The following is a 26,129-nucleotide window of genomic DNA, read 5'->3' as shown; positions in this document are numbered from 1 at the left end:
TCTTTTGATCTTAAAAATCAAAATCAAAAGATCGCAGCCTCCGGCAGCTCCTACAAGGAAGAGTTCGCAGTTCCAAAGCCCAAACAGGCAGGCATATTCATATGCTCTTTCGATCTAGTTGGCGTCCTGATTAGAAGAGGTCGCTGTGCTAGGATTCCCCGCTCGAACACGGCCCGCTGGCCGTCCATAAGATCGTTTTCGTGAGTAGCCATGGTCGACAAACTGACGCATCTGAAACAGCTGGAGGCCGAAAGCATCCACATCATCCGCGAGGTCGCCGCCGAGTTCGATAACCCGGTGATGCTGTACTCCGTCGGTAAAGACTCCGCCGTGATGCTGCACCTTGCGCGCAAGGCATTCTTCCCGGGCAAACTGCCGTTCSCGGTGATGCACGTCGACACCCAGTGGAAGTTCAAGGAAATGTACGCGTTCCGCGACCGCATGGTCGAAGAACTGGGCCTTGACCTGCTGGTGCACGTGAATCCCGAGGGTGTTGCGCAGGGCATCAACCCGCTGACCCACGGCAGTGCCAAGCACACCGATATCATGAAAACCGAAGGCCTCAAGCAGGCCCTCGACAAGTACGGTTTCGATGCTGCTTTCGGTGGTGCCCGTCGTGACGAAGAGAAGTCCCGTGCCAAAGAGCGCGTGTATTCCTTCCGCGATACCAAGCACCGCTGGGACCCGAAAAACCAGCGTCCCGAGCTGTGGAACGTCTACAACGGCAAGGTCAACAAGGGCGAATCGATCCGCGTGTTCCCGTTGTCGAACTGGACCGAACTGGACATCTGGCAGTACATCTACCTCGAAGGCATCCCGATCGTGCCGCTGTATTTCGCCGCCGAGCGCGACGTCATCGAGATGAATGGCACCTGGATCATGATCGACGACGAACGCCTGCTCAATCACCTGAGCGATGAAGACAAGGCGCGCATCGTCAAGAAGAAGGTCCGTTTCCGCACACTGGGTGACTACCCGTTGACCGGTGCGGTCGAGTCCGAGGCCACCAGCCTGACCGACATCATTCAGGAAATGCTCCTGACGCGAACTTCCGAACGCCAGGGCCGGGTCATCGATCACGATGGCGCAGGCTCGATGGAAGAAAAGAAACGTCAGGGTTATTTCTAAGGGGTTGTCATGTCGCACGCATCTGATTTGATCAGCGAGGACATCCTCGCCTATCTGGGCCAGCACGAACGCAAGGAAATGCTGCGCTTTCTTACCTGTGGCAACGTCGATGACGGCAAGAGCACCCTGATCGGSCGYCTGCTGYACGACTCCAAAATGATCTACGAAGATCATCTGGAAGCCATCACCCGCGACTCGAAAAAAGTCGGCACCACCGGTGAAGATATCGACCTGGCGTTGCTGGTCGACGGCTTGCAGGCCGAGCGTGAGCAAGGCATCACCATTGATGTCGCCTACCGCTATTTCTCCACCGCCAAACGCAAATTCATCATCGCCGATACTCCCGGCCATGAGCAGTACACCCGCAACATGGCCACCGGTGCATCCACCTGTGACCTGGCGATCATCCTGGTCGACGCCCGTTACGGCGTGCAAACCCAGACCCGTCGCCACAGCTTCATTGCCTCGTTGCTGGGCATCAAGCACATCGTTGTCGCCATCAACAAGATGGACCTCAACGGCTTCGACGAAAACGTGTTCGAGTCGATCAAGGCCGATTACCTGAAGTTCGCCGAAGGCATCGCGTTCAAGCCGACCACCATGGCGTTCGTACCGATGTCGGCGCTCAAGGGCGACAACGTAGTGAACAAGTCCGAGCGCTCGCCGTGGTACACCGGCCAGTCGCTGATGGAAATCCTCGAAACCGTCGAAATCGCCAGCGACCGCAACTACACCGACCTGCGTTTCCCGGTGCAGTACGTCAACCGTCCGAACCTGAACTTCCGTGGTTTCGCCGGCACCCTGGCCAGTGGCGTCGTGCACAAGGGCGACGAAGTCGTGGTGCTGCCGTCGGGCAAGAGCAGTCGCGTGAAATCCATCGTCACCTTCGAAGGTGAGCTGGAGCATGCAGGTCCGGGTCAAGCGGTGACGCTGACCATGGAAGACGAGATCGATATCTCCCGCGGCGACTTGCTGGTGCATGCCGACAACCAGCCGCAAGTGACTGACGGCTTCGATGCCATGCTGGTGTGGATGGCCGAAGAGCCGATGCTGCCGGGCAAGAAATACGACATCAAGCGCGCTACGACGTACGTGCCGGGTTCGATCACCAGCATTGTCAACCGCGTTGACGTGAACACCCTGGAAGAAGGCCCTGCCAGTGCCTTGCAGCTGAACGAGATCGGTCGGGTCAAGATCAGCCTCGATGCAGCCATCGCGCTGGACGGTTACGCGAGCAACCGCACCACCGGTTCGTTCATCGTCATCGATCGTTTGACCAATGGCACCGTCGCCGCCGGCATGATCATCGCTCAACCAGTGGCGCACGGCAGTAGCACGCATCACGGCAAACTCGCGCACGTCGCCACCGAAGAACGCGCCCAGCGCTTCGGCCAGCAACCGGCCACCGTGTTGTTCAGCGGCTTGTCCGGTGCGGGCAAAAGCACGCTGGCCTACGCGGTTGAACGCAAGCTGTTCGACCTGGGCCGTGCAGTGTTCGTGCTCGATGGCCAGAACCTGCGTCACGACCTGAACAAAGGTCTGCCACAGGACCGCGCCGGGCGTACCGAGAACTGGCGTCGTGCCGCGCACGTCGCGCGTCAGTTCAACGAAGCCGGTCTGCTGACCCTGGCAGCGTTCGTTGCGCCGAGTGCCGAAGGTCGTGAGCAGGCCCGTGAACTGATCGGCAAGGAGCGTCTGCTGACGGTCTATGTCCAGGCTTCGCCGACAGTCTGCGCCGAGCGTGATCCGCAAGGTTTGTACGCAGCGGCCGGGGATAACATCCCGGGCGAGTCCTTCCCGTACGACGTGCCGCTGGATGCCGACCTGGTGATCGACACCCAGTCCGTGTCGCTGGAGGAAAGCGTCAAGCAAGTGCTGGGTCTGCTGCGTGAGCGTGGTGCGATCTAAGCCTTAGCCGCAAATGAAAAACCCGCCAATGAGTGATCAACGGCGGGTTTTTTTGTGTCTGGTGTTCAGTCAAGGCAAACACTAAACCTGTGGGAGCGAGCTTGCTCGCGATWGCGGTGTGTCAGTCGACATCAATGCTGAATATCAGCCCGCAATCGCGAGCAAGCTCGCTCCCACAGGGGTTCAGTGGTGCTTTGGATACTCCCGATGCATCTGCTCCAGCAACGCATTCTTGCTCTGCCACAACTGGTTGATCCAGCCCTGAAATTGCAGGCGGTACTCACCATCCTGGTCATAGTTCTTGCCAATGAATTGTGGCGGAATTTTCAGCTCTTCAAAGTGCACCACCACGTCCGCCACATTCCCGCACAGCAAGTCCCAGAAACCCGGGCGCCCGGCGGGGTAGTGGATGGTCACGTTGACGATCGACTCCAGCTGCTCACCCATCGCATCCAGCACGAAGGCAATGCCTCCGGCCTTGGGCTTGAGCAGGTACTTGAAGGGTGACTGCTGCTGGGCATGCTTACCCTCGGTGAAGCGCGTGCCCTCGACGAAGTTGAAAATGCCCACCGGGTTGTCGCGGAATTTCGCGCAGGTCTTGCGCGTGGTTTCCAGGTCCTTGCCTTTCTTCTCCGGATGCTTCTCCAGATAAGCCTTGGAGTAGCGCTTCATGAACGGAAAGCCCAGCGCCCACCAGGCCAGGCCGATCACCGGGACCCAGATCAGCGCCTGCTTGAGAAAGAATTTCAGCGGCTGAATGCGCCGGTTGAGCACGTATTGCAGCACCAGAATGTCGACCCAGCTCTGGTGGTTGCTGGTGATCAGGTACGAGTGCTGATAGTCGAGGCCTTGCAGGCCGCTGATGTGCCAGCGCGTGCGGCGCACCAGATTCATCCAGCCTTTGTTGATGCTGATCCAGGCTTCGTGGGTATGGCTCATCAGCCAGCCCGCGAGGCGCTGGGTGAAGGCGAACGGCAATACCTTGACCAACGCCACGCAGAACAGAAACGAGCAGAGCAAAATCGTGTTCAGCGCCAACAGCAGCGAGGCGATCACGCCCCGCAACGCAGCAGGTAGAAAATCCAGCATTTACACATCCATAGGTCGGTTGGCTGCCTGGATCGCGGTCAACGCGATTGTGTAGACGATGTCATCGACCTGCGCGCCGCGCGGCAAATCGTTCACCGGTTTGCGCAGGCCTTGCAGCATTGGCCCGAGGCTGACGCAGTCGGCGCTGCGCTGCACGGCTTTGTGCGTGGTGTTGCCGGTGTTCAGGTCGGGAAACACGAATACCGTGGCGCGACCGGCGACCTGACTGTTCGGCGCCAGTTGCCGGGCGACGTCTTCGTTGGCGGCGGCGTCGTATTGCAAGGGGCCGTCGATCAGCAGCGAGTGCTGTTGTTCGTGGGCGAGCAGGGTCGCCTCGCGGACCTTCTCGACTTCTTCGCCGCTGGCGGATTCACCGCTGGAGTAGCTGATCATCGCTACCCGTGGCGTGATGCCGAAGGCGGCGGCCGAGTCAGCGCTTTGCAGGGCGATCTCGGCCAGTTCGCTGGCACTTGGGTGCGGGTTCATCACGCAGTCGCCATAAACCAGCACCTCTTCCGGAAACAGCATGAAGAACACCGACGACACCAGGGTGCAGCCAGGCGCGGTTTTAATCAGTTGCAGGGCCGGGCGGATGGTGTTGGCGGTGGTGTTGATCACGCCCGACACGAGGCCGTCGACTTCATCCAGGGCCAGCATCATGGTGCCGATCACCACAGTGTCTTCCAGTTGTTGCTCGGCCATCGGCGCGTTGAGGCTTTTGCTTTTGCGCAGCGCGACCATTGGCTCGACATAACGTTCGCGGATCAAGTCCGGATCAATGATTTCCAGGCCTGGCGGCAGTTCGATGCCCTGGGCGCGGGCGACGGCCTGCACGTCTTCGGGCTTGGCCAGCAACACACAGCGAGCGATGCCACGGGCCTGGCAGATCGCGGCAGCCTGTACGGTAAACGGCTCGCTGCCTTCGGGCAACACGATGCGCTTGTTGGCCGCCTGGGCGCGCTGGATCAATTGATAGCGGAAAACTGCTGGCGACAGGCGCATCTCCCGCGGCGTACCGCAACGCTGATGCAACCAGTTGGCATCGAGGTGGCTGGCGATGAAATCGGTGATGATTTCGGCGCGCTCGCGGTCATCGATGGGAATTTCCTTGTTCAGGCCATTGAGCAGGTTGGCGGTGTCGTAGGAGCCGGTACTCACCGACAGCACCGGCAACCCGGCCTGCAGGGCGCCGCGGCACAGGTCCATGATGCGTGGGTCGGGCAGGGTGTCGCTGGTCAGCAGCAGGCCGGCCAGCGGTACGCCGTTCAAGGCCGCGAGGCTGACGGCGAGGATGATGTCATCGCGGTCGCCGGGGGTTACCACCAGCACGCCGGGCTTGAGCAACTCCACGGTGTTGCGCATGGTGCGGGCGCAAATGATGATCTTGGTCATGCGCCGGGTTTCGTAATCACCGGCGTTGAGCACTTGCGCGCCCATCAGGTCGGCGACGTCGCGGGTGCGCGGGGCGTTCAGTTCCGGCTGGAACGGAATGCAGCCGAGCAGACGGAAATCCCCACTGCGCAGCAACGGCGAATGTTCCTTCAGGCGCGTGGCGAAGGCCTCCATGCTTTCCTCGGTCTTGACCTTGTTGAGGATCACACCAAGGACTTTCGGGTCTTTCGGGCCGCCGAACAATTGCGCCTGCAACTCGACGCGACCGGAGAGCTCGGTCAGCACTTCGTTTTCCGGTGCCGAGACCAGGATCACCTCGGCGTCGAGGCTCTTGGCCAGATGCAGGTTGACCCGCGCGGCATAACTGGCGCTGCGGGTCGGCACCATGCCTTCGACGATCAGCACGTCCTTGCCGATGGCCGCCTGCTGATAAAGGACGATGATTTCTTCGAGCAACTCATCGAGCTGACCGTCGCCGAGCATGCGCTCGACATGGGCCAGGCCCAAGGGCTGGGGTGGTTTCAAGCCGTGGGTACGCGCCACCAGTTCGGTGGAACGTTCCGGGCCCGTGTCGCCCGGATGCGGCTGGGCAATCGGTTTGAAAAAGCCGACCTTGAGGCCGGCGCGCTCAAGAGTACGCACCAGCCCGAGGCTGATGGAGGTCAGACCCACACCAAAATCGGTGGGCGCGATAAAAAAAGTTTGCATGCGGATTCTCTGGAGGTGCATGGCAAAGGTGAACGCCTATAACTGGCGATCTACCGAAATTCAGTCGCCAAGGTTATCGCTAACCGAGCCTTGTGCGCACCAACCACAATCAAAGGGTTGGCCTATTTTTTCCTGGCGCTGCGCAGGGTCCATGACCCAGGCGCGCGATTGCCATGGTGGCTGGTGCCGCAGGTGTTGGGTGTGGCCGCAGGAAAGCTCGGCCACCCAGTGTCCGTCCTCGTCCTGGTGGAAGCCTGTGATCGTCGAGTCCCGTCTGTCCGTGTTGTGTTCGCTTTCGGACGATTGCTTCGCTAAACTTGGCCTTTCAATCTTCTTATGCAAAAGGTCTCGCCCCATGCTGATCGCCGCCAATAAGGCTGTCTCCATCGACTATACCCTGACCAACGACGCTGGTGAGGTCATCGACAGCTCCGCCGGCGGCGCGCCGCTGGTCTACCTGCAAGGCGCAGGCAACATCATCCCGGGCCTGGAAAAGGCTCTGGAAGGCAAAGCGGTCGGCGACGAACTGACCGTAGCCGTTGAACCGGAAGACGCTTACGGCGAGTACGCTGCCGAACTGGTCAGCACCCTGAGCCGCAGCATGTTCGAAGGCGTCGATGAGCTGGAAGTGGGCATGCAGTTCCACGCTTCCGCACCGGACGGCCAGATGCAGATCGTGACCATCCGTGATCTGGACGGCGACGACGTCACCGTTGACGGCAACCACCCGTTGGCCGGTCAGCGCCTGAATTTCCAGGTCAAGATCGTTGCCATCCGTGATGCCAGCCAGGAAGAAATCGCTCATGGCCACGTCCATGGCGAAGGTGGCCATCACCACTGATTTCTGCGCTAAGCTCAGATAACTGGAGAGGCGCCTTGTGGGCGCCTTTTTAGTATGCGGCTGTCTCTGACGACACCGCAAAGTGACTGTTTCAAGAAGAACACGGGAATCTGGAGTACGCCATGAGTGCTTTTCACGACCTTAAATTGACAGCCCTGGATGGTCAGGAGCTACCTCTGGCGCCTTTCAAAGGCCAAGTCGTGCTGGTGGTCAACGTCGCCTCCAAATGCGGCTTGACCCCGCAGTACGCGGCGCTGGAAAACCTCTACCAGCAATACAAGGCCAAAGGCTTCAGCGTGTTGGGCTTGCCGTGCAACCAGTTTGCCGGGCAGGAACCGGGGACCGAGCAGCAGATCAAGGATTTCTGCAGCCTCAACTATGGCGTGACCTTCCCGTTGTCCAGCAAGCTGGAAGTCAACGGGCATGACCGTCATCAGTTGTACCGCTTGCTGGCGGGCGAGGGTGCGGAATTTCCCGGCGACATCACCTGGAACTTCGAGAAGTTCCTGCTGGGCAAGGACGGCCGCGTGCTGGCGCGGTTCTCGCCGCGAACGGCGCCGGATGATCCGACCATCGTTCATGCGATCGAAAAAGCGCTGAGCTGATCCCCCCCCTGTAGGAGCGAGCTTGCTCGCGATGGTCGTCAACGATAACGCTGCAAGCCTGATACGGCGCGGCGTTCTCCAGTCCATCGCGAGCGAGCTCGCTCCTACAATATTCCCTATCTTTTGATCCTTAATCACTGCAATCAATAATGCTGTTCAATGCGTTGGACTCTCCATATTATCGCCGTCATAAAGTCATTCTTCCGTGGAGCGTCCCATGCCCGTCAAAGCCCTGTTCAAACCGTTCCACCTCGGCACCCTCCAACTGCCGACCCGCGTCGTCATGGCGCCGATGACCCGCTCCTTTTCCCCGGGCGGCGTGCCTGATTCCAAAGTGATCGAATACTACCGTCGCCGCGCCGCAGCGGGCGTCGGCCTGATCGTCACCGAAGGCACCACCGTCGGTCACAAGGCGTCCAACGGCTACCCGAACGTTCCGCATTTCTACGGTGAAGCGGCCCTGGCCGGCTGGAAGAAAGTCGTCGATGCCGTTCACGCCGAAGGCGGCAAGATCGTTCCACAGTTGTGGCATGTGGGCAGCGTACGTCGTATCGGCACCGAGCCGGACGCCAGCGTGCCGGGTTATGGAACGTCGGAAAAAGTGAAGGAAGGTCAGGTCGTGGTGCACGGCATGACCAAGCAAGACATCCAGGACGTGATCGCCGCGTTCGCCCAGGCCGCCAAGGATGCCCAGAGCATCGGCATGGACGGCGTGGAAATCCACGGTGCCCACGGTTACTTGATCGACCAGTTCTTCTGGGAAGGCAGCAACCAGCGTACCGACGAGTACGGCGGCAGCCTGGCCAACCGTTCGCGCTTCGCCATTGAATTGATTCAGGCCGTGCGTGCCGCAGTCGGTGAAGGTTTCCCGATCATCTTCCGTTTCTCCCAGTGGAAGCAGCAGGACTACACCGCACGCCTGGTGCAAACCCCGGAAGCCTTGGGCGAGTTTCTCAAGCCGCTGGCGGATGCGGGCGTGGATATTTTCCACTGCTCGACCCGCCGTTTCTGGGAGCCGGAGTTCGACGGTTCCGAGTTGAATCTGGCCGGCTGGACCCGTCAACTCACCGGCAAGCCGACCATCACCGTAGGCAGCGTCGGCCTGGATGGCGAGTTCCTGCAGTTCATGGTCAACACCGACAAGGTTGCGCAACCGGCCAGTCTGGAAAAACTGCTGGAGCGCCTGAACAACGATGAGTTCGACCTGGTGGCGGTCGGTCGTGCGTTGCTGGTGGACCCGGACTGGGCACAGAAAGTGCGCGACGGCCGTGAAGAGGACATTCTGCCGTTCAGCCGTGAGGCGTTGATGACGCTGGTTTAAGCGGCGTCTGGACTGACGCTATCGCGAGCAAGCTCGCTCCCACAGGTTCTGCGGCGATCACAAATTATGTGTAAACCAAGAACACTGTGGGAGCGGGCTTGCCCGCGATGGCGGACTTCAAATCACCGAAGATTCAGGGAACAGTCGGTGCATTCGGCACCACCATCTCCCCGGCACACGCCCCGCGCAACTGTCCCTCGAACTGCTCGATGATCGTCGCCCAACCCTGGCGACTGGCATGCTGGCGCGCATTGAGCCGCACATTGCGCAAGGCTTCCCTTTCCTCCAGCAACCATGCCGCTGCATCGCAGAACGCTTCTTCATCCCCCGGCATCGCCAACACACCGTTGTAGCCATGACGAATATGCTGGGCGGCTGCCGCCTGGTCGTAGGCCACCACGCCGAGCCCCGAGGCAAGTGCTTCAAGCACTACATTGCCAAAGGTTTCGGTCAGGCTCGGAAACAAAAACACGTCGCCCGAAGCGTAGTGACACGCCAGGGCTTCACCCCGTTGGGTACCACAGAAAATCGCCTCGGGGATTTCGTTTTCCAGTTCCTGGCGCTGCGGGCCATCGCCGACAACGATCAGTTTCAGGATGCGCTGGGGATAACTCGCCTTGAGGGTATTGAAGGTACGCTTGAGCAGGCCGAGGTTTTTTTCCGGGGCCAGGCGTCCGACATGAATGACGGCGATGTCTGCCTCGGCCAGTCCCCATTGCTCGCGCAGGGCATTCAAGCGTTTGGCCGGGTGAAACAATTCGCTGTCGACCCCTCGGGACAGCAACGCCAGTCGTTCGAAATGACGCCGCTCCAGTTCCATGCGCTGACTGACGCTGGGCACCAGGGTCATGGTCGAGCGGTTGTGGAACCAGCGCAGGTAGTGAGTCAGCAGGCGCGTGAGCAAACCAAGCCCGTACTGGTTGGAGTATTGCTGGAAATTGGTGTGAAAACCGCTGACCACGGAAATCCCCAGTCGCCGTGCCGCACGCAATGCAGAGAGGCCCAGCGGGCCCTCGGTGGCGATGTAGAGCACATCCGGGCGATGACGCGTCCAGCGCCGCAGCAGCTTGTGCATCGACGACTGACCCCATTGCAGGCCGGGATAACCCGGTAGCGGCCAGCCGCGGCATAGCAGCAGTTCATCGTCGCTGCCCAGCTGTTGGTCGCAGCCCTGACGCGGTCGCACCAGTTCCACCTGATGCCCGCGTGCGCGCAAACCGTCGCACAAGTGCCCCAGGGTATTGGCCACGCCGTTGATTTCCGGAGGGAAGGTTTCGGTGATCAGGGTGATATGCAGAGCTGTCGTCATGACCCCAGTGTCGGCTGGGGGCATGTCGTCAGTGTGACGTCTGGATGATGGATTTGTGACTGCGGTACCGGAGCTGATGGCTCAGCGCTGCGCCACCAGGTTTTCCGCGCCGCGCTCACGCACCCAGAACAGCGTTGCCCCGGCCACGGCGGCCGGCATCATCAGGATGTTGACCACCGGGATCAGCAGCACCAGGTAGACGATGCCGCCGAAGCTCATGCTTTGCCAGCGCTTCTGTCGCAGCCAGGCGAGCATTTCGTTCCAGCCCAGTTTGTGGTTGTCCGCCGGGTAGTCGATGTACTGGATCGCCATCATCCACACCCCGAACAACAACCACAGCGGCGCGGCGATGATGTTCACCACCGGGATGAACGAGAGGATGAACAGCCCGATAGCCCGGGGCAGGAAGTAGCCGAGCTTGCGCATTTCCCGGGCCAGGGTGCGCGGGATCATCGCAATCAGTTCGCCCCAGCTGAAGGTCGGGAAGTCGTCGGTGCCGCGCACCACCACCTCGACTTTCTCCGCCAGGAAGCCGTTGAATGGCGCGGCAATGACGTTGGCGAGCATGGTGAAGGTGAAGAACACCATCAGCACGACGAGCACCACGAACAGCGGCCAGAGGATGTAGCTGAGAAAACTCAGCCAGTCGGGCAGGGACGGCATCAGCGTATCGACCCACAAGCTGAATTGATGGCCGGCCAGGTAGATCAATCCGACGAACAGCACCAGGTTGATCGCCAGCGGCAACAACACGAACAAACGCAGGCTGGGGCTCAGCACCAGCTTGAGGCCTTCGCGCAGGTATTGCGGGCCGGACAGAACGGGGGCAGGCATGATGTGCTCCGAGCAAAGGGAAAACGCGCCGACCTTACCGGCTTTGCTTCATGTGCGAAAGCGCGGCAGTGGTATCGACATTCACTGTAACAAAGACGTCGATATCGTCGGTCAGATGGCATAGAGACCACCTATGAGCTGGATTGTTAATCCGTATTTCCTTAATCTTCGCCCCCTCGATACGCTGCACCCAATCTTTTTACAGGACGGTCGGGTTCAAGCCTTCCCCAAGTGCTTTCAACCGTTCTTTTTTATTCCAGCCGGCAATCCGGCGTTCCGCGCCAGGTGTTCCGGGCCGGTCAACAGGAGCAGGTCATGTCTGAAGTCCGTCATTCGCGAGTGATTATTCTCGGTTCCGGCCCTGCCGGTTACAGCGCCGCGGTCTATGCCGCCCGTGCCAACCTCAAGCCACTGCTGATCACCGGCATGCAGGCTGGCGGTCAACTGACCACCACCACCGAAGTCGACAACTGGCCGGGCGACGTCCACGGCCTGACCGGCCCGGCGCTGATGGAGCGGATGCGCGAGCACGCCGAGCGTTTCGAAACCGAGATCGTTTTCGATCACATCAATGCCGTGGACTTCGCCGCCAAGCCGTACACCCTGACCGGCGACAGCGCGACTTACACCTGCGACGCCCTGATCATCGCCACCGGCGCCAGCGCTCGTTACCTGGGCCTGCCATCGGAAGAAACGTTCATGGGCAAGGGCGTTTCGGCCTGCGCGACCTGCGACGGTTTCTTCTACCGCAACAAACCTGTGGCTGTGGTCGGCGGCGGCAACACCGCTGTTGAAGAGGCCCTGTACCTGGCCAACATCGCCAGCAAGGTGACCCTGATCCACCGTCGCGAAACTTTCCGCGCCGAGAAGATCCTGATCGACAAGCTGAATGCCCGTGTTGCCGAAGGCAAGATCGAGCTGAAGCTGAACGCGACCCTGGACGAAGTGCTGGGCGACAACATGGGTGTGACCGGTGCGCGCCTGAAGAACAACGACGGCAGCTTCGACGAAGTGAAAGTCGACGGCGTGTTCATCGCCATCGGCCACACGCCAAACACTTCGCTGTTCGAAGGCCAGTTGACCCTGAAAGACGGCTACCTTGTTGTGCAGGGCGGCCGTGACGGCAACGCCACCGCCACCAGCCTCGAAGGCATCTTCGCCGCCGGTGACGTGGCTGACCACGTGTACCGTCAGGCCATCACCTCCGCTGGCGCCGGTTGCATGGCGGCACTGGATGCCGAGCGTTACCTCGACAATCTGCAGAACGCTTGATTCTGCTTTCGTTGAAATGAAAAAACCGGCTTCGGCCGGTTTTTTATGGGCAACACAAATGCGCTCCTACAGGGGAGATATGCTTAGGCCAGTTTGGCCAGGCACGCCTCAAGGATGTCGAGCCCTTCCTCCAGCACCGTTGCCTCGATGGTCAACGGGGCCAGCAAGCGAATGATGTTCCGCGATTTGCCGCTGGGCATCAACAGCAGGCCCGCGTCCCGCGCCAGGGCCAGCAGTTGGGTCAATTGGGCCGGTGCGGGCGAGCCATCGGCGTTGATCAACTCGATGCCACGCATGGCGCCGACGCCGGTCAGGCGTCCCAGGTACGGCGTCAGGTTGTTCGCGCGCCAGGTTGCATGGCGGCCGACAATCGCTTCTTCCTGCTGTGTGCCCCAGGCATGCAGGTTGGCATCGGTCATTTCGTCCAGGGTTGCCAATGCCGCAGCGCAGGCTATGGGGTTGCCGGAGTAAGTGCCACCGAGTCCGCCCTTGGGCAAGTTGTCCAGCAGCGACTTGCGCCCGACCACCGCTCCCAGCGGCACGCCGCCGGCGATGCTTTTGCCGAGCAGGATCAAGTCAGGCTCGATACCCAGTCGCGAAAATGCAAAGCGTTGGCCGGTACGACCGAAGCCGGACTGGATTTCATCGGCGATCAGCACAATGCCCTTGTCGTCGCAGAACTTGCGCAGCGCCTGGGCGAATTCGACGTCCATGGCCAGGAAGCCCGCTTCGCCCTGCACCGGTTCGACGATAAAGCAGGCGACGTCTTCGACATCGATCTCAACGCTGAACAGGCGCTCCATGGCTTTAAGGGCTTCGCTGCAGCTGACGCCGTTATCCTGGCTGGGGAAGGGCAGGTGATACACCGGGCCCGGCAGCACGCCGACTTTCTGTTTGTAGGGCGCGACTTTGCCATTGAGGTTGAGGGTGGCCAGTGTGCGGCCGTGAAACGCGCCGTCGAAGGCGATGACTGCGCTACGGCCGGTGGCGCCACGGACGATCTTCAGGGCGTTTTCCGCCGCTTCCGCGCCGCTGTTGGTAAGCATGCCGCTGACCGGGTAACCCACCGGCATGAACGCACTGAGGCGATCCATCAGTTCGAGGTAAGGCGCATGGGGCGCTGCATTGAACGCGTAATGGGTCAGTCGGGTGGCTTGTTCGCGGATGGCTTCGACGATACGCGGATGGCAATGGCCGAGGTTCAACACGCCGATGCCGCCGACAAAGTCGATGTAGCGTTTGCCATCGGTGTCCCAGACCTCGGCGTTTTTGCCGTGGCTGAGCGTGACAGGGTGAACGATGTTGATCGACTGGCTGATGGTTTCGCTGCGCATGAATGACCGGCTCGGAAGAAGGAGGACTTCTTTTTATCTAAGCCGTGAGCGGTGGTAGGGGGCAAACGAAATAAAGTGGCCGGGTCAATCTTAAAAGTCGGGATGTGCTGTCGATCGTCTGTAGGAGCGAGCCTGCTCGCGATGGTCGTGAACGATAACACTGGGTGCCTGATGCCCCGCAGCGCTCTCAGGTTCATCGCGAGCAGGCTCGCTCCTACAATTTGAATCAGCGGCGGGTCAGTGGCTGTTGGGTGAATTTCACGCCAGCCAGACCATGGGCCATCAACGCGCGGATGTTGCCGTGATCGCTGCCTTCCGGCGTGGCAACAACCGAACGGTAATGCTCGCCGAAAGCCAGCAGGGCTTCTTCATCGCTCAAGCCTTCGAGCAACGCCAGACCCAGGGTCTTGCACGAGCCTTCGTTCTGCCCGGCCGCGTTTTCCACGCCACCATTGTTGAAAGCCTGAGGCTGGTAGTCGTAACCGGCAGCAATGAACGCCAGAGTATCGGCGAAGGCGTGTTCGCCGCTGTTGAGGCTGGCGCGCAGGGTGTTCAAATCACTCATTGGGTTTTCCTTTGGCGAACGCCGCCTGTTGTTCGGCGTTGGCTTCTTGCTGAAATTGGGCTTTCCACTCGGCGTACGGCATGCCGTAAACCACTTCGCGGGCTTCATCGAGGCTGACCTCGATCTGGCGTTCGTCAGCCGCCGCCTTGTACCACTTGGACAGGCAGTTGCGGCAGAAGCCCGAGAGGTTCATCAGGTCGATGTTTTGCACATCCTTACGGCTGTCGAGGTGGGCCACCAGCCGGCGAAAGGCGGCGGCTTCGAGTTCCAGGCGTTGTTGATCGGTCATGGCGGTCTCTGCGAGACAGCTTCAAGCGGCACGCTTGAAGCTGCAAGTTGGATGGCGGTGGCTGCAAGTTTACAGCCTGGCGCTTGTGGCTTGAAGCTAGCGGCTCGCTGCCAGCGTAATCGACACCGACTCGGCAAATCGCAGCGCGTGGGGCTTGTCGACCTCGACCTCGGCGTAGAGCACCGATGCGTTAGCCATCACCAGGTCGAGAATTTCCTGGGTCAGGCGTTCGAGCAGCGCAAAGCGGTTGCCTTCCACATGGGCAATGATCGCCTTGGTAATGGTCCGGTAGTTCAGCGCGTGATCGATGTCGTTGTCCCGCACCGCTTCCTGGGCTGCGTACAGGATGGTGAGGTTGATCAGCACATCCTGCTTGTTGAGGATTTCATCCTCGTTGATGCCGATGAAGGTACGCAGGCACAGGTCTTTGACCCGGATGCGTGCCATGCCTGGCTGAAGTTGTGGCATTGCTACTTGCTCCGTCCAATCAATTGCAGGAACTCCTGGCGGGTGTTGCTCGATTCGCGGAAGGCGCCGAGCATCACCGAGGTGTTCATGGTCGAATTCTGTTTCTCGACGCCGCGCATCATCATGCACATGTGCTGTGCCTCGATGACCACCGCGACGCCTGCCGCGCCGGTCACCTGTTGCACGGCGTCGGCGATTTGCCGGGTGAGGTTTTCCTGGATTTGCAGGCGCCGGGCGAACATGTCCACCAGCCGTGCGATCTTCGACAGGCCCAGCACTTTGCCGGTTGGAATATAAGCCACATGCGCCTTGCCGATGAAGGGCAGCATGTGGTGTTCGCAAAGCGAGTACAGCTCGATGTTGTCGACGATGACCATTTCATCGTTGTCGGAGGCGAACAGCGCGCCATTGACGATCTCTTCGACACTTTGCTCGTAACCATGGCAAAGGTACTGCATGGCTTTGGCCGCGCGCATCGGCGTATCGAGCAAACCTTCGCGGTTGGGGTTTTCACCGAGACCGATGAGGATCTCTCGATAATTCTGGGGCAGCGATAACGTCATGGAAAATCCTCGCGGGACACTTATTTGATGTGCCTTCCGCCGTTGACGGTCAGGGTGGTGCCGGTGACATAAGGGTTGTCGAGCAGATAGCGCAGGCTCTGGTAGATCACTTCACAGCCGGGTTCGATGCCCAGCGCGGACTTGGCCAGCACCTTGGCGCGGTAGGCCGCGTCGTCCTCAGGGTTGAACAGTAGCAGGGCTGGCGCGATCCCGTTGACCTTGATGGCCGGCGCGTACCTGGCGGCGAAGGACAGGGTCAGGCTGTCGAGCCCGGCTTTGCTGGCGCAATAGCCGATGTGCCTGCTACTGCCCTTGCGGGTCACGTCATCGCTGATGTGCACGATGTCTGCGGGGCTTGAGCGTTGCAGCAGGTCGGCGCAATGCAGGTTGATCAGGTAGGGCGCCAGCATGTGCACGCTGAACATGCGGGTGAACGCTGCAGCGTCGGTGTCCGGCGTTTCGGCCAGCCATTCGGAGGCGTTGTGGACAATCGCCCGTAAACAGTCGGTGTGGGTTTTCAGTTCGCTGATGAAGGCGAGGATCCCGGCCTCGCTGGCGAAGTCCGCGAACACCGCCGTGGCCCCCAGATCGCGCAGCGCTTGTACGCCGGGTCGTTCGCTGCGGTAGCTGAAAATCACGCGCTGGCCATCTTCCAGCAGTCGCCGGGCGCAATGCAGGCCGACACGCTGGCCGGCTCCGGTAATGAGGATGGGGGCTGCAGAAAAAGTCATGAACGGCTCGCGTCGCGGTGAGAACAAAACTATACCAGCGACGGGAGCGCTCTACCTATTGTGCGCAATATCAGTGGTTTTGGGTGGAGGGGGCGGCGGGCAAGCGGCGTACGGGCGTGCTGTTCAGCCAATTGGCCAGCAAACGGGTCGACAGTGGAATGAAGAAATACACCATCAACGGCGTCAGGCACAGGGTGCTGATGAACATGCGGAGCAGCAGCGCCATCTCACTCAGCAGCGACCCCAGCGCAAAGTTGAACAGCAGGGAAACCGGAAAGAACGCCAACCAGATTGCCACGGCCTGTTTCCAGCGCGGCGGGCGTTGACCGACGGCACCGAACCAGCCCTCGATGCCGCTGACCCGATGTTCTGTCGGGTGGGCGAACAACTCGCTGCCGCGTCCGAGCCAGGCGCTGCGCGAAGCGGAATACTCCCAGGCATGCAGGGTCTGCTCGTCGGCGAAGCGGAAGATAATCTGGCATTCGTCATCACCGGGCGGCGGTGCGAGTACTCCGGAGCCAAGGTAGCCAGGAAAGTCGGTGGCCAGTTGTTCGCCTTCGCGCAGCCAGGCGATCAGGTCTTGATAACGTCCATTGGCAACGCGGCGCGCAACCATCAGCGTGACGGGAGGGGTAGACATTGTGCATCTCCGTAGACATTTGCGTCGCTCCGGATAGGAACTTCGCCAGGCGCAGCGCCGGGGTAGTGGGCTGCGGCTTGAAACAAGCAAGGATTATTCCTCATTCTGCCGGTTTCGTCTTTGAGCGATTTTTTTCGATTATGAACTTGAATCGTTGTGGGGCAGAGGAGTTAAATGGGATCCCACCTGCACATGGACATACAATCCTAGATGCCTGTCCTCACTGACGTAGTTTCAGGTGTACCGCGGGCTGTCTCCCTTGAACAGGAACAGCTCTATCCGATTCGCGAGGTGGCGCGCCTGACAGGCGTCAATCCGGTCACGCTTCGAGCCTGGGAGCGACGTTATGGCCTGATTGTTCCAATGCGCACCGAAAGTGGGCATCGCCTGTATTCGCTGACCGATATCGAACGGGTTCGCGACGTCCTCGGCTGGGTCGAGCGCGGTGTAGTCGTCAGCAAGATCGGCAGGATCCTGGCCAAAACCCAGCCGCTCCAGGCGTTGTCGCACATTATCCCCAACAACCTCGTGGAAGCCGATTATGCACAGTGGCAGCAGCAGGTTCTTGCTGCGGTCAACGGGTTTGACGACATTCGGCTGGAGCAGGTCTACGGGCAAATCTTTTCCAGTCACGCCCTGCCGGTGGTGTTTCAGGACATTCTGATCCCTGTCTGGAAGCAATTGTTGCAACGACAGGACCAGTTCGGCGGGACCAGCGAGTGGCTGTTCCTGGATGGATTTTTGCGTTCCCGGGTGGTGCAGCGTCTGTTGTTGCTGCGAGACAAACAGCCGCCTCGGGTGGTCATCTGTGCCTTGGTTGGCCATTGCCGCGAGCTGGAACTGTTGGTCGCTGCCCTGTTTCTGAGTGCCGGGCCAGCGGCCGTTCGCGTGCTGAACATTGGTCAGCCGTTCGATGAGCTGGTGCTGACGTGTGAAAGGGTCAAGCCCTTGGCGCTGGTGTTGTTTTCCAATCATGTGCCGGCTCCCGAGTTGCCGCGGCGCTTGAATCGCCTGGCCATGAGTCTGGAGTGCCGATTGTTGTTGGCCGGTGATGCTTGCGATCTGGTACAGGAGAGCCTGGCCGGGTCATCGATCGGATGCCTGGGCAATGAAGGGGAGGTCATGAGCCAGCGTCTGAAGCAGTTCCTGGCGGGTAGTCTGGATACTTGAGGTTCAGAGGTGCAGCGCGGGATGAGTCAACCGATGTTGTTGCAGGATGAACTGGCGCAGGCGCTCGGTTTCGTCCGTATCGCTCTGGCTCAGTTGATAGGCATAGAAGCCCTGTTCGTTTTCTTTCTCGAAAGTGCCACGCAAGGCAATCCGCTCATAGCCTGACGGGCTGAACCACAAGGCGAAATGCTTCGGCGGCTTGGTCTTGTTGCGAACCTCCAGCAAAACCCCTTTGCACGACACTTCGTGCACCCAGAGGGTGCCTGTTTGACCCTTGGCGTTTTCCAGTGCTACCGGTTCGTCCAGTACCAGGCGCCAAGGCCGGACCATCGGTCCGTCTTCATAGATGCTCGGCACGCCGAGGCGCAGGTGTAGCGCATGGAACTCGTCTTCCACCAGGTGCAGGGGGAAGGTCATTTGCTGGTTTTCGAAGGTGGCTTGAATGGTCACCTGCTCATGGGCCGCCAGGCGGGTGAGCAGGTCACGAATTTGCGATCCCCCGTTGACGAGCAGGCTCGACGTCGCGTCCCGCACATTGAGTTGCGGGTTGTGTTGCATGCTCTGGATGAAATCCAGCTCATCCTGGGTCAGGAGTGCGTCGCGTTGCATGGCCAGCTCAAAAGATATAGTTACAAAGTCAGCGGTGATTGTAGTTACTGACCATTAATTCTTGATTTGGTTTTTGCCGTTCGTCGCCTTGAGCGCCGTCAGTTCGGCCTGGAGTTCAGCCAACTGCGCTTCAAGCTGTGTCACGCGCTGTTGTGTCTTGACCTGCGCGGTGACATCTTTCTGCACGCCGACAAAGTAGGTTTGCCCGTCCGCTGGATTTTTCACCGTTGAAAGGGACAGCTCGTTCCAGAACGGTGTGCCGTCCTTGCGGTAGTTGCGCAGTATTTCCCGGCAGGATCCTTCACGGTTCAAGGCGTCGCGAATCAACGGCAGGGCTTCCTGGTCGCGGTCTCCCGACTGCAGGAAGCGGCAATCCTGATAGAGGATTTCTTCGCTGGAGTACCCCGTCAGGCGTTCGAACGCGGGGTTGACGTAAATGAGGATTTTGTCCTGATCGCCTTCCTTTTCCGCAATCACGATACCGTCGTTGGAGGTGTTGATAGCCATTTGCAGCAGTTGCGCATTAATCATCGGAGGATCCTTTCCTGATTGATTGTCGATTGCATTCTAAAAGAACAATCACGACCGTGCTGTTAATATCCGGGTCTTTTACTCGGATTCAGGATCAGATTGATGAAAGTCGCCATCATTTCCGGCTCGGTGTACGGCACGGCCGAAGAAGTTGCCCGCCACGCCGCCAGCCTGTTGAAAGCCGCCGGTTTCGAAACCTTTCACAACCCGCGTGCGACCCTCGCCGATCTCCAGGCGTTCGGCCCCGAAGCCTTTCTGGCGGTGACCTCGACCACCGGCATGGGTGAGCTGCCGGACAACCTGCAACCGCTGTATTCGACCATTCGCGACCAGTTGCCAGCGGCCTGGCGCGGTTTGCCGGGCGCGGTGATCGGATTGGGTGATGCGAGTTATGGCGATACTTTTTGTGGCGGCGGCGAGCAGATGCGCGAATTGTTCGGAGAGCTGGGCATTCGCGAAGTACTGCCAATGCTGCGGCTGGATGCCAGCGAGAGCGTGACCCCCGAGACGGACGCCGAGCCCTGGCTGGCGGACCTGATCAACGCACTGCGCGCCTGATCGTTGCCCCGGCATCCTTGCCAGTCAGGGTTCTGACAGTACGGTAAAAAACTGCCTGTCAGACCATCGCTGGCGCCGGTCGTTTGACATGGATCCAGGGTGGCTGGGCGACTGACTCGCAGGGCCACAAAGCTGGCTGCGAATGCAAGTACACGAACCTCAAGGGGTGACTAGACTCGGTAAACATAGGAAACACTCCATCATAAAAACACCGAGGTTCCTTGCCGTGACTGTCGCTCCTGTCCAATCGCCACACAGAGTCAAACACCAGGTCAGTGCTGCCGAGTGGCAGACCCGCGTCGACCTGGCGGCTTGTTATCGCCTGGTCGCTCAACACGGCTGGGATGACCTGATCTTCACCCATATCTCCGCCAAGGTGCCTGGCACCGAAGATTTCCTGATCAACCCGTTCGGGTTGATGTTTCATGAAATTACCGCGTCGAGCCTGGTCAAGGTGGATCAGGCCGGCAACAAGCTGATGGACAGTCCTTACGAGATCAATCCGGCGGGATACACCATCCACAGCGCCGTGCATGAAGTTCGTCACGATGTCGTCTGCGTGCTCCACACCCACACCGCTTCAGGGGTGGCGGTGTCGGCACAGAAGCAGGGCGTTTTGCCGATCAGCCAACAGTCGTTGTTCGTGCTTTCCAGCCTGGCCTACCACGCCTACGAAGGCGTGGCGCTCAACCATGAAGAGAAAGTGCGGCTGCAGGCCGACCTCGGTGAAAACAATTTCCTGATGCTGCATAACCACGGTCTGCTGACCTGCGGCAGCACCATCGCCGATACGTTCCTGATGATGTTCACCTTTCAGCGTGCCTGCGACATTCAGGTCATGGCGCAAAACGGTGCCGCTGAACTGATCGCCATCGAACCGCGGATTCTGGCCGGCGCCAAAGCCATGATCGCGGGTGTCACCAGAAGTGCTCAAGGCATGGGCGGAGCGCTGGCGTGGCCGGCGCTGCTGCGCAAACTCGATAAACTGGACCCGGGCTATAAACTCTGATGGAACTCGCCGAGATCCCTCTGTGTGTCTGGCGCAAGCGCAGCCAGACGTTCATCTTTCGTGACCAGAGCATCCGTTACTGGACAGCAGGGCAGGGTGAGCCACTGTTGCTCATTCACGGCTTTCCGTCCGCCAGTTGGGACTGGCATTACCTGTGGCAGCCTTTGACCCAGCGGTTTCGCGTGATCGCTTGCGACATGCTGGGCTTCGGCGATTCAGCTAAACCTGCGAATCACGAATACAGCCTGCTGGAGCAAGCGGATCTGCAACAGGCACTGCTTGAACACCTGAATGTCGAACAGCCGGTGCACCTGTTTGCCCACGATTACGGCGACAGCGTGGCCCAGGAACTGCTGGCCCGGCATTACGAGTCGCGGGTGGAGCTGGCCAGTTGCGTGTTTCTCAATGGCGGGTTGTTTCCGGAAACCCATCGCCCGGTATTGATGCAAAAACTCTTGCTCAGCCCTTTGGGCTGGATCATTGGCCGTGCCTTCAGCCGTGATGGCCTGGTGAGAAGCTTCCGGCAGATTTTCGGTCCGCAAACCCGTCCCAGTGAAAGCCAGATGGATGACTTCTGGAGCCTGGTCGAAAGCCAGCGCGGGCCACGGATCATGCACAAATTGATCGCCTACATCCCGGAGCGACGCGTCTGGCGCAACCGCTGGGTGAGCGCGATGCAACGCGGTGAAGTGCCGCTGCGAGTGATCGACGGCGGGGTCGATCCGATCTCCGGCGTGCACATGGTCGAGCGTTACCGGGAACTGATCCCGAAGGCGGACACGGTGGTGTTGCCCGACATTGGCCACTACCCACAGATCGAGGCGCCCTGCGAGGTGCTCAAGCACTACCTGGCGTTTCGCGATCAACTGCTCTTGCCGTCGCGCAAGGTGGCGTGTTCCTGATTCGTAGCGTTGAACCTGTTCTGCTTCTGTGGCGAGGGAGCAAGCTCCCTCGCCACAGGGGGCGCGTCATCCTGTCCGACGCGATCATCATCCCCCAGCCTTATCGCCCACCATTCAGCCTCCCCCTTGTTCATTGTGACCCGCTGCGCAGTGCCTGAAACTCGGACTCATTGTCCCCTGGCCTGCTGGAGTCCCCCATGAATGAGTCTGTGCGCTTCGAAGATAAAGTCGTGATCATCACCGGAGCCGGTGGCGGCCTGGGACGGGCGCATGCACTGCTGTTCGCCAAACAGGGCGCCAGGGTGCTGGTCAACGATCTTGGCGGCTCGGCCCAGGGTGAGGGCGCCAACGCCTCGGCCGCCGACCGCGTGGTGGCGGACATTCGCGAGGCTGGTGGCATCGCCGAGGCCAACCACGACTCGGTCACTGACGGTGACAAACTGGTCCAGCACGCTCTGGACGTCTTCGGTCGAGTCGACGTAGTGGTCAACAATGCCGGGATCCTGCGTGACAAGACCTTCCACAAAATGGATGACGCCGACTGGGACCTGGTTTACCGCGTCCACGTCGAAGGTGCCTACAAAGTCACCCGCGCCGCCTGGCCGCACATGCGCGAGCAGAACTACGGCCGGGTGATTTTCACCGCGTCGACCTCGGGCATCTATGGCAACTTCGGCCAGTCCAACTACGGCATGGCCAAGCTCGGTCTCTATGGCCTGACCCGCACCCTGGCCATCGAAGGCCGCAAGAACAACATCCTGGTCAACGCCATCGCCCCCACTGGCGGCACGCGCATGACCGAAGGCCTGATCCCGCCGCAAGTCTTCGAACAGCTCAAGCCGGAACTGGTCAGCCCGCTGGTGGTGTACCTGGCCAGCGAGGACTGCCAGGAAACCTCCGGACTGTTTGAAGTCGGCGGCGGCTGGATGGGCAAGGTCCGCTGGGAGCGCAGCCTCGGTGCCGGGTTCGATCCTCGGACGGGTTTCTCCCCGGAAGACGTGGCGGCGCACTGGCAGCAGATTTGCGACTTCGAAGGCGCGGCGCATCCGAAGGACAACATCGAAGCGTTGAAGGAAATGATGGGGAATTTGCAGAGATATACGCTCTGATACTGCCGGCAAGGTCACATTGATTGACCTTGCCGGTTGTTGCATTTGTCGGCTGGGAGCCGTTTGTTACCGATCAGCCGGGAAAGTATTTGACTACCAGTGCCTTCAGATTGGCGGCTGTTTGCACGTCCATTTTTCCGTCGAAGTTTTCCGGGCGAAAATGCATCTGGAATGCCCGCACCAACTGTTTAAAACCGCCTTCCGTTGACGCGCCCGAAACATCGTATCCATAGGTTTTGAACAGCCCAAGCAATTCGCTTCGGGCTGGTACGCCCGATGTGGTGTATTGGCGCAGATACTCGTCCCTAGTGGTTGCATCGAACCAGGCTCCGACGCCTTTCAAGTACAGCGCTTGCCAGGGAAACATCGGCCCCGGGTCACTCTTGCGGCCGATCGAAACATCGGAGTGGCCCAAAACCTTCGTCGGCGTGATATCCGGGTAGCGCTTGAGGATGTTCAGGGCCAGTTGTTCAATCGCAGCGATCTGCTCGGGGTGATACGGCGGAAAGGTGAATTCGCCGTTGTTGTCAGTCGCCAGGTTGACGACTTCAATGCCGATGGACGTGTCATTCAAATTGCTGCGGTTGCCCCACTGACTGACGCCCGCGTGCCAAGCGCGATGGTTTTCATCCACCAGGTTGAAAACTTCCTGCCCGGTATGACCGGCGCTCAGGTAACTGGGGTCAGTGATATCTGGAATCAGATAGTGCGCGCTGACATACGGGCCGGTCAGGGCACTGACAGAACTTGAAAAGTTAGCGGCCGTGTAGTGAAGAATCAGAAAGTGTATTCGACTGTTGAAGCTTCGGATTGAGCGATACTGGTTGTAGTTGATGGATTTCATGGTTGCACTCGCAATAAGTAAGTTTGAAGCCGGACGAAAATAAAAATCGTGCGCCGACTTGTTGTTCAACTTAATGGCTCGAGTGCTTTTGGTGTTTACCTTTGGCTGTAGGCGCTTTCTGAAAAAAATGTAGGCGCGCTAAGTTTTTTCTGGATGCTCAGGGGGGACTGACGGGCAGCCGTTACTCATCAAAAAACATCGCCCATAAAAAAGGCCGCTGCAAACGCAGCGGCCAAGGTAAGACGTTGGATCAGGAGCTACAAATCAACGTCAGTGAACGCGGGGCGATGAACCGAATCCTCAATTCATCTGAAATCTTTCATCACGGCACAGGCGGGTACATCGTGCCTGCGGTGGTTTACCGTGACAGCCAGGCAAGAATAAGCCCTTGGTGTCGTAGGAAAAATACCAATTACGGACATGCACTGTTGCAACCCCGGCAACAGTCAGGATTCGGCTGCTCGTCCTCTGGGTGATGACCCTGTGCCGGTCATCCTTTAGAGGTACACCACGAATACCTCCTTGGTGCGCTTATCGACCCCGGTGCCCGGCAGTAGGGTGAGGCCTTCTGTCACTCACCGGGGAAGACGCATGACAAAAACAACAATGCGCGCCATCTTCACACCACAGGCGCTGGCGGCTGCGGTTGCATTGGGCTGCTGTGCCCAGGCACAGGCCATTTCGTTCAACATTGGGGAAATCGAGGGGACGTTCGATTCCTCGCTGTCGGTCGGCGCGAGTTGGGGCGTGCGTGATGCGGATAACGCCCTGGTGGGCACCGTCAACGGCGGTTCCGGCCAGTCTTCGACCGGCGACGACGGGCGATTGAATTTCAAGAAGGGTGAAACCTTCTCGAAAATCTTCAAGGGGATTCACGACCTCGAACTGAAGTACGGCGACACCGGTGCGTTTGTGCGTGGCAAGTACTGGTACGACTTCGAACTGAAAGATGAGAGCCGGCCATTCAAGGACATCAGCGATCACAATCGCAAAGAGGGCGCCAAGTCTTCAGGCGGACAAATCCTCGACGCTTTCGTCTATCACAACTACTCCCTCGCCGATTTGCCGGGCACGGTCCGCGCCGGCAAGCAGGTGGTCAGTTGGGGCGAAAGTACTTTCATCGGCAACTCGATCAACAGCATCAACCCGGTCGACGTGTCCGCGTTCCGTCGACCGGGGGCAGAGATCAAGGAAGGCCTGATTCCGGTCAACATGCTGTTTGCCTCCCAGGGGCTGACGGACAAATTGACGGTCGAAGGCTTCTATCAACTGGAGTGGGACCAGACGGTTGTCGATAACTGCGGCACCTTCTTCGGCGTCGATGTGGTGGCCGATGGTTGCAACAAGGGTTACACCGTCGCCAACCCGGCCATTGCACCGCTGCAGCCGATTGCTGCTGCCTTTGGCCAGGGCTTCGAAGTCAGCAAGGAGGGGGTGATCGTTCCCCGTGGTGGCGACCGCGATGCCCGGGACTCCGGACAGTGGGGGACGGCATTGCGCTGGCTGGGGGACGACACCGAGTACGGCCTGTACTTCATGAACTACCACAGCCGCTCACCGAATGTCGGGACCACCACCGCTGGCCCCGGTACGCTGGCAAGCCTTCCGGGGATCGTTGCCGCCGCCAACCGCATCGCGCCCGGCAGCGGTTCGGGCCTGGCCCAAAGTGTGATGCTCGGTCGTGGCCAGTATTACCTCGAATACCCGGAGGACATCCGCCTCTACGGCGCGAGCTTCTCCACCACGTTATCCACCGGCACCGCGTGGAGCGGCGAAATCAGCTACCGCCCCAACCTCCCGGTGCAGGTCAACACCAATGACCTGACCCTGGCCATGCTCAATCCGATTGCAGGTGGTGCGGCATCGCCCATCGCCACTACACCGGGGGCCGACAACAAAGGCTACCGCCGCAAGGAGGTGACGCAGGTCCAGAGCACCCTGACGCATTTCATCGATCAGGTCGCGGGTGCGGATCGCCTGACCCTGGTGGGCGAGGCGGCGGTGGTTCGGGTCGGCGGCCTGGAGCCGCGCACCAAACTGCGCTACGGCCGCGACTCGGTGTTTGGTCAGTATGGTTTCGGCGGTGATACCGGCGGCTTCGTGACCTCGACGTCGTGGGGTTATCGCGCCCGGGCCATTCTCGATTACAACAACCTGATCGCCGGGATCAATTTCAGACCCAACCTCTCGTGGTCCCACGACGTTTCCGGCTTTGGCCCCAACGGTCTGTTCAACGAAGGCGCCAAGGCCATCAGCCTCGGTGTCGACGCGGACTATCGCAACACCTATACCGCGAGCCTCAGTTACACCGACTTTTTCGGCGGGGACTACAACGTCCTCACTGACCGTGACTTCGTGGCGTTGAGCTTTGGTGTGAACTTCTGATCTGGCTGAAAAGGA

General features: G+C 59.8%; 27 protein-coding genes. 12 read left to right on the top strand and 15 right to left on the bottom strand.

Annotated features, from left to right (window positions below; genetic code table 11):
• Positions 1-210 precede the first annotated feature (210 nt).
• Both cysD and cysN read left to right on the top strand, forming a co-directional pair.
• Positions 211-1,128, top strand: coding sequence for a sulfate adenylyltransferase subunit CysD (gene cysD / locus AC1DXW_RS11210; RefSeq protein WP_477760010.1), 918 nt, complete (start codon positions 211-213; stop codon positions 1,126-1,128).
• Positions 1,129-1,137: 9 nt separating this feature from the next.
• Positions 1,138-3,036, top strand: a complete 1,899-nt coding sequence (gene cysN / locus AC1DXW_RS11205; RefSeq protein WP_477760009.1) for a sulfate adenylyltransferase subunit CysN — start codon at positions 1,138-1,140, stop codon at positions 3,034-3,036.
• A gap of 183 nt (positions 3,037-3,219) precedes the next feature.
• Here the strand turns inward: cysN and AC1DXW_RS11200 are convergent, their stop codons facing one another.
• Genes AC1DXW_RS11200 through AC1DXW_RS11190 form a run of 3 tightly spaced genes read right to left on the bottom strand, consistent with a single transcriptional unit; the run spans position 3,220 to position 6,612 of the window.
• A complete protein-coding gene (locus AC1DXW_RS11200) occupies positions 3,220-4,125 on the bottom strand; it encodes an acyltransferase (RefSeq protein WP_477760008.1) in 906 nt (301 codons plus the stop codon).
• Entirely contained in the window at positions 4,126-6,225 is a 2,100-nt protein-coding gene (gene pta, locus AC1DXW_RS11195) for a phosphate acetyltransferase (RefSeq protein WP_477755364.1), read from the bottom strand. It lies immediately after the preceding gene.
• 60 nt (positions 6,226-6,285) lie between these two features.
• On the bottom strand, positions 6,286-6,612 hold the full coding sequence (locus tag AC1DXW_RS11190) for a DUF3565 domain-containing protein (protein ID WP_477755365.1): 327 nt from the start codon (positions 6,610-6,612) through the stop codon (positions 6,286-6,288).
• Between AC1DXW_RS11190 and AC1DXW_RS11185 the strand changes: the two genes are divergently transcribed.
• The 3 genes from AC1DXW_RS11185 (at position 6,581) to AC1DXW_RS11175 (ending at position 8,992) form a co-directional block, all read left to right on the top strand.
• Positions 6,581-7,066, top strand: coding sequence for an FKBP-type peptidyl-prolyl cis-trans isomerase (locus AC1DXW_RS11185; protein WP_007942189.1), 486 nt, complete (start codon positions 6,581-6,583; stop codon positions 7,064-7,066). The genes AC1DXW_RS11190 and AC1DXW_RS11185 overlap by 32 nt on opposite strands.
• A 122-nt stretch (positions 7,067-7,188) precedes the next feature.
• Complete coding sequence (locus tag AC1DXW_RS11180; protein ID WP_108218223.1) at positions 7,189-7,671, top strand: glutathione peroxidase; 483 nt, start codon at positions 7,189-7,191, stop codon at positions 7,669-7,671.
• A gap of 217 nt (positions 7,672-7,888) precedes the next feature.
• Positions 7,889-8,992, top strand: coding sequence for an NADH:flavin oxidoreductase (locus tag AC1DXW_RS11175; RefSeq protein WP_477755366.1), 1,104 nt, complete (start codon positions 7,889-7,891; stop codon positions 8,990-8,992).
• Between the two features lie 133 nt (positions 8,993-9,125).
• Here AC1DXW_RS11175 and AC1DXW_RS11170 read toward each other — a convergent pair whose 3' ends face one another.
• Positions 9,126-10,325, bottom strand: a complete 1,200-nt coding sequence (locus AC1DXW_RS11170) for a glycosyltransferase family 4 protein (RefSeq protein ID WP_477755367.1) — start codon at positions 10,323-10,325, stop codon at positions 9,126-9,128.
• A 57-nt stretch (positions 10,326-10,382) separates the two neighbouring features.
• Positions 10,383-11,135 (bottom strand): sulfate transporter CysZ, encoded by a 753-nt coding sequence (gene cysZ, locus AC1DXW_RS11165; RefSeq protein ID WP_477760007.1) that lies wholly within the window; start codon positions 11,133-11,135, stop codon positions 10,383-10,385.
• Positions 11,136-11,450: 315 nt separating this feature from the next.
• Here cysZ and trxB point away from each other — a divergent pair, with 315 nt between their 5' ends.
• Positions 11,451-12,407, top strand: a complete 957-nt coding sequence (trxB, locus tag AC1DXW_RS11160) for a thioredoxin-disulfide reductase (RefSeq protein WP_057716403.1) — start codon at positions 11,451-11,453, stop codon at positions 12,405-12,407.
• Between the two features lie 83 nt (positions 12,408-12,490).
• On the opposite strand, the gene AC1DXW_RS11155 is transcribed toward trxB, so the two are convergent.
• The 7 genes from AC1DXW_RS11155 to AC1DXW_RS11125 form a co-directional block, all read right to left on the bottom strand.
• A complete protein-coding gene (locus AC1DXW_RS11155) occupies positions 12,491-13,741 on the bottom strand; it encodes a 2-aminoadipate transaminase (protein WP_477752954.1) in 1,251 nt (416 codons plus the stop codon).
• 226 nt (positions 13,742-13,967) lie between these two features.
• Positions 13,968-14,306: a HopJ type III effector protein gene (locus AC1DXW_RS11150; RefSeq protein ID WP_429488460.1), complete on the bottom strand. Its 339-nt coding sequence runs from the start codon at positions 14,304-14,306 to the stop codon at positions 13,968-13,970.
• Positions 14,299-14,595 (bottom strand): DUF1244 domain-containing protein, encoded by a 297-nt coding sequence (locus AC1DXW_RS11145; protein ID WP_218429330.1) that lies wholly within the window; start codon positions 14,593-14,595, stop codon positions 14,299-14,301. The genes AC1DXW_RS11150 and AC1DXW_RS11145 overlap by 8 nt, the downstream gene beginning before the upstream one ends.
• A gap of 96 nt (positions 14,596-14,691) precedes the next feature.
• Positions 14,692-15,063, bottom strand: coding sequence for a dihydroneopterin triphosphate 2'-epimerase (folX, locus tag AC1DXW_RS11140; RefSeq protein WP_007970304.1), 372 nt, complete (start codon positions 15,061-15,063; stop codon positions 14,692-14,694).
• Positions 15,064-15,065: 2 nt separating this feature from the next.
• Complete coding sequence (gene folE, locus AC1DXW_RS11135; protein WP_477752952.1) at positions 15,066-15,626, bottom strand: GTP cyclohydrolase I FolE; 561 nt, start codon at positions 15,624-15,626, stop codon at positions 15,066-15,068.
• 20 nt (positions 15,627-15,646) lie between these two features.
• Positions 15,647-16,357: a dihydromonapterin reductase gene (gene folM, locus AC1DXW_RS11130; protein WP_477752951.1), complete on the bottom strand. Its 711-nt coding sequence runs from the start codon at positions 16,355-16,357 to the stop codon at positions 15,647-15,649.
• Positions 16,358-16,427: 70 nt separating this feature from the next.
• Complete coding sequence (locus tag AC1DXW_RS11125) at positions 16,428-16,997, bottom strand: antibiotic biosynthesis monooxygenase (protein ID WP_477752950.1); 570 nt, start codon at positions 16,995-16,997, stop codon at positions 16,428-16,430.
• Between the two features lie 210 nt (positions 16,998-17,207).
• Here AC1DXW_RS11125 and AC1DXW_RS11120 point away from each other — a divergent pair, with 210 nt between their 5' ends.
• Positions 17,208-18,167, top strand: a complete 960-nt coding sequence (locus AC1DXW_RS11120) for a MerR family transcriptional regulator (protein WP_477752949.1) — start codon at positions 17,208-17,210, stop codon at positions 18,165-18,167.
• Positions 18,168-18,170: 3 nt separating this feature from the next.
• Here the strand turns inward: AC1DXW_RS11120 and AC1DXW_RS11115 are convergent, their stop codons facing one another.
• Together AC1DXW_RS11115 and AC1DXW_RS11110 are read right to left on the bottom strand one after the other, a co-directional pair.
• Positions 18,171-18,776 (bottom strand): hypothetical protein, encoded by a 606-nt coding sequence (locus AC1DXW_RS11115; protein ID WP_477752948.1) that lies wholly within the window; start codon positions 18,774-18,776, stop codon positions 18,171-18,173.
• A gap of 54 nt (positions 18,777-18,830) precedes the next feature.
• Entirely contained in the window at positions 18,831-19,307 is a 477-nt protein-coding gene (locus AC1DXW_RS11110; protein WP_477752947.1) for a PAS domain S-box protein, read from the bottom strand.
• A 102-nt stretch (positions 19,308-19,409) separates the two neighbouring features.
• On the opposite strand from AC1DXW_RS11110, the gene AC1DXW_RS11105 reads away from it, so the two are divergent.
• The 4 genes from AC1DXW_RS11105 to AC1DXW_RS11090 all read left to right on the top strand — a co-directional run bounded on the left by AC1DXW_RS11105 (position 19,410) and on the right by AC1DXW_RS11090 (position 22,885).
• Positions 19,410-19,865, top strand: a complete 456-nt coding sequence (locus tag AC1DXW_RS11105; protein ID WP_477752946.1) for a flavodoxin — start codon at positions 19,410-19,412, stop codon at positions 19,863-19,865.
• A 226-nt stretch (positions 19,866-20,091) separates the two neighbouring features.
• The gene (locus tag AC1DXW_RS11100) at positions 20,092-20,874 is read left to right on the top strand and encodes a class II aldolase/adducin family protein (RefSeq protein ID WP_477752945.1); all 783 of its coding nucleotides are present in this window, start codon (positions 20,092-20,094) and stop codon (positions 20,872-20,874) included.
• On the top strand, positions 20,874-21,776 hold the full coding sequence (locus tag AC1DXW_RS11095) for an alpha/beta fold hydrolase (protein WP_477752944.1): 903 nt from the start codon (positions 20,874-20,876) through the stop codon (positions 21,774-21,776). Before AC1DXW_RS11100 ends, AC1DXW_RS11095 begins: the two co-directional genes overlap by 1 nt.
• 197 nt (positions 21,777-21,973) lie before the next feature.
• The gene (locus tag AC1DXW_RS11090; protein WP_477752943.1) at positions 21,974-22,885 is read left to right on the top strand and encodes an SDR family oxidoreductase; all 912 of its coding nucleotides are present in this window, start codon (positions 21,974-21,976) and stop codon (positions 22,883-22,885) included.
• A 73-nt stretch (positions 22,886-22,958) separates the two neighbouring features.
• Here AC1DXW_RS11090 and AC1DXW_RS11085 read toward each other — a convergent pair whose 3' ends face one another.
• Positions 22,959-23,729, bottom strand: a complete 771-nt coding sequence (locus AC1DXW_RS11085) for an N-acetylmuramoyl-L-alanine amidase (RefSeq protein ID WP_477752942.1) — start codon at positions 23,727-23,729, stop codon at positions 22,959-22,961.
• 591 nt (positions 23,730-24,320) lie between these two features.
• On the opposite strand from AC1DXW_RS11085, the gene AC1DXW_RS11080 reads away from it, so the two are divergent.
• Positions 24,321-26,114, top strand: coding sequence for a DUF1302 domain-containing protein (locus AC1DXW_RS11080; RefSeq protein WP_477752941.1), 1,794 nt, complete (start codon positions 24,321-24,323; stop codon positions 26,112-26,114).
• Positions 26,115-26,129 lie beyond the last annotated feature (15 nt).

It is taken from the genome of Pseudomonas sp. P4_C4 (genome assembly GCF_056402055.1).
This window is presented reverse-complemented; position numbering and strand designations above follow the sequence as displayed.

Bases quoted from the DNA above. Each gene is read 5' to 3' on its own strand.
- AC1DXW_RS11085 (WP_477752942.1), bottom strand. From the start codon at position 23,729: ATGAAATCCATCAACTACAACCAGTATCGCTCAATCCGAAGCTTCAAC.
- AC1DXW_RS11200 (WP_477760008.1), bottom strand. From the start codon at position 4,125: ATGCTGGATTTTCTACCTGCTGCGTTGCGGGGCGTGATCGCCTCGCTG.
- AC1DXW_RS11120 (WP_477752949.1), top strand. From the start codon at position 17,208: ATGCCTGTCCTCACTGACGTAGTTTCAGGTGTACCGCGGGCTGTCTCC.
- AC1DXW_RS11180 (WP_108218223.1), top strand. From the start codon at position 7,189: ATGAGTGCTTTTCACGACCTTAAATTGACAGCCCTGGATGGTCAGGAG.
- folX (WP_007970304.1), bottom strand. From the start codon at position 15,063: ATGCCACAACTTCAGCCAGGCATGGCACGCATCCGGGTCAAAGACCTG.
- AC1DXW_RS11095 (WP_477752944.1), top strand. From the start codon at position 20,874: ATGGAACTCGCCGAGATCCCTCTGTGTGTCTGGCGCAAGCGCAGCCAG.
- cysZ (WP_477760007.1), bottom strand. From the start codon at position 11,135: ATGCCTGCCCCCGTTCTGTCCGGCCCGCAATACCTGCGCGAAGGCCTC.
- AC1DXW_RS11170 (WP_477755367.1), bottom strand. From the start codon at position 10,325: ATGCCCCCAGCCGACACTGGGGTCATGACGACAGCTCTGCATATCACC.
- trxB (WP_057716403.1), top strand. From the start codon at position 11,451: ATGTCTGAAGTCCGTCATTCGCGAGTGATTATTCTCGGTTCCGGCCCT.
- AC1DXW_RS11175 (WP_477755366.1), top strand. From the start codon at position 7,889: ATGCCCGTCAAAGCCCTGTTCAAACCGTTCCACCTCGGCACCCTCCAA.
- AC1DXW_RS11150 (WP_429488460.1), bottom strand. From the start codon at position 14,306: ATGAGTGATTTGAACACCCTGCGCGCCAGCCTCAACAGCGGCGAACAC.
- folM (WP_477752951.1), bottom strand. From the start codon at position 16,357: ATGACTTTTTCTGCAGCCCCCATCCTCATTACCGGAGCCGGCCAGCGT.
- AC1DXW_RS11145 (WP_218429330.1), bottom strand. From the start codon at position 14,595: ATGACCGATCAACAACGCCTGGAACTCGAAGCCGCCGCCTTTCGCCGG.
- AC1DXW_RS11125 (WP_477752950.1), bottom strand. From the start codon at position 16,997: ATGTCTACCCCTCCCGTCACGCTGATGGTTGCGCGCCGCGTTGCCAAT.
- AC1DXW_RS11080 (WP_477752941.1), top strand. From the start codon at position 24,321: ATGACAAAAACAACAATGCGCGCCATCTTCACACCACAGGCGCTGGCG.
- AC1DXW_RS11115 (WP_477752948.1), bottom strand. From the start codon at position 18,776: ATGCAACGCGACGCACTCCTGACCCAGGATGAGCTGGATTTCATCCAG.
- AC1DXW_RS11190 (WP_477755365.1), bottom strand. From the start codon at position 6,612: ATGGAGACAGCCTTATTGGCGGCGATCAGCATGGGGCGAGACCTTTTG.
- AC1DXW_RS11105 (WP_477752946.1), top strand. From the start codon at position 19,410: ATGAAAGTCGCCATCATTTCCGGCTCGGTGTACGGCACGGCCGAAGAA.
- folE (WP_477752952.1), bottom strand. From the start codon at position 15,626: ATGACGTTATCGCTGCCCCAGAATTATCGAGAGATCCTCATCGGTCTC.
- AC1DXW_RS11110 (WP_477752947.1), bottom strand. From the start codon at position 19,307: ATGATTAATGCGCAACTGCTGCAAATGGCTATCAACACCTCCAACGAC.
- pta (WP_477755364.1), bottom strand. From the start codon at position 6,225: ATGCAAACTTTTTTTATCGCGCCCACCGATTTTGGTGTGGGTCTGACC.
- AC1DXW_RS11185 (WP_007942189.1), top strand. From the start codon at position 6,581: ATGCTGATCGCCGCCAATAAGGCTGTCTCCATCGACTATACCCTGACC.
- AC1DXW_RS11090 (WP_477752943.1), top strand. From the start codon at position 21,974: ATGAATGAGTCTGTGCGCTTCGAAGATAAAGTCGTGATCATCACCGGA.
- AC1DXW_RS11155 (WP_477752954.1), bottom strand. From the start codon at position 13,741: ATGCGCAGCGAAACCATCAGCCAGTCGATCAACATCGTTCACCCTGTC.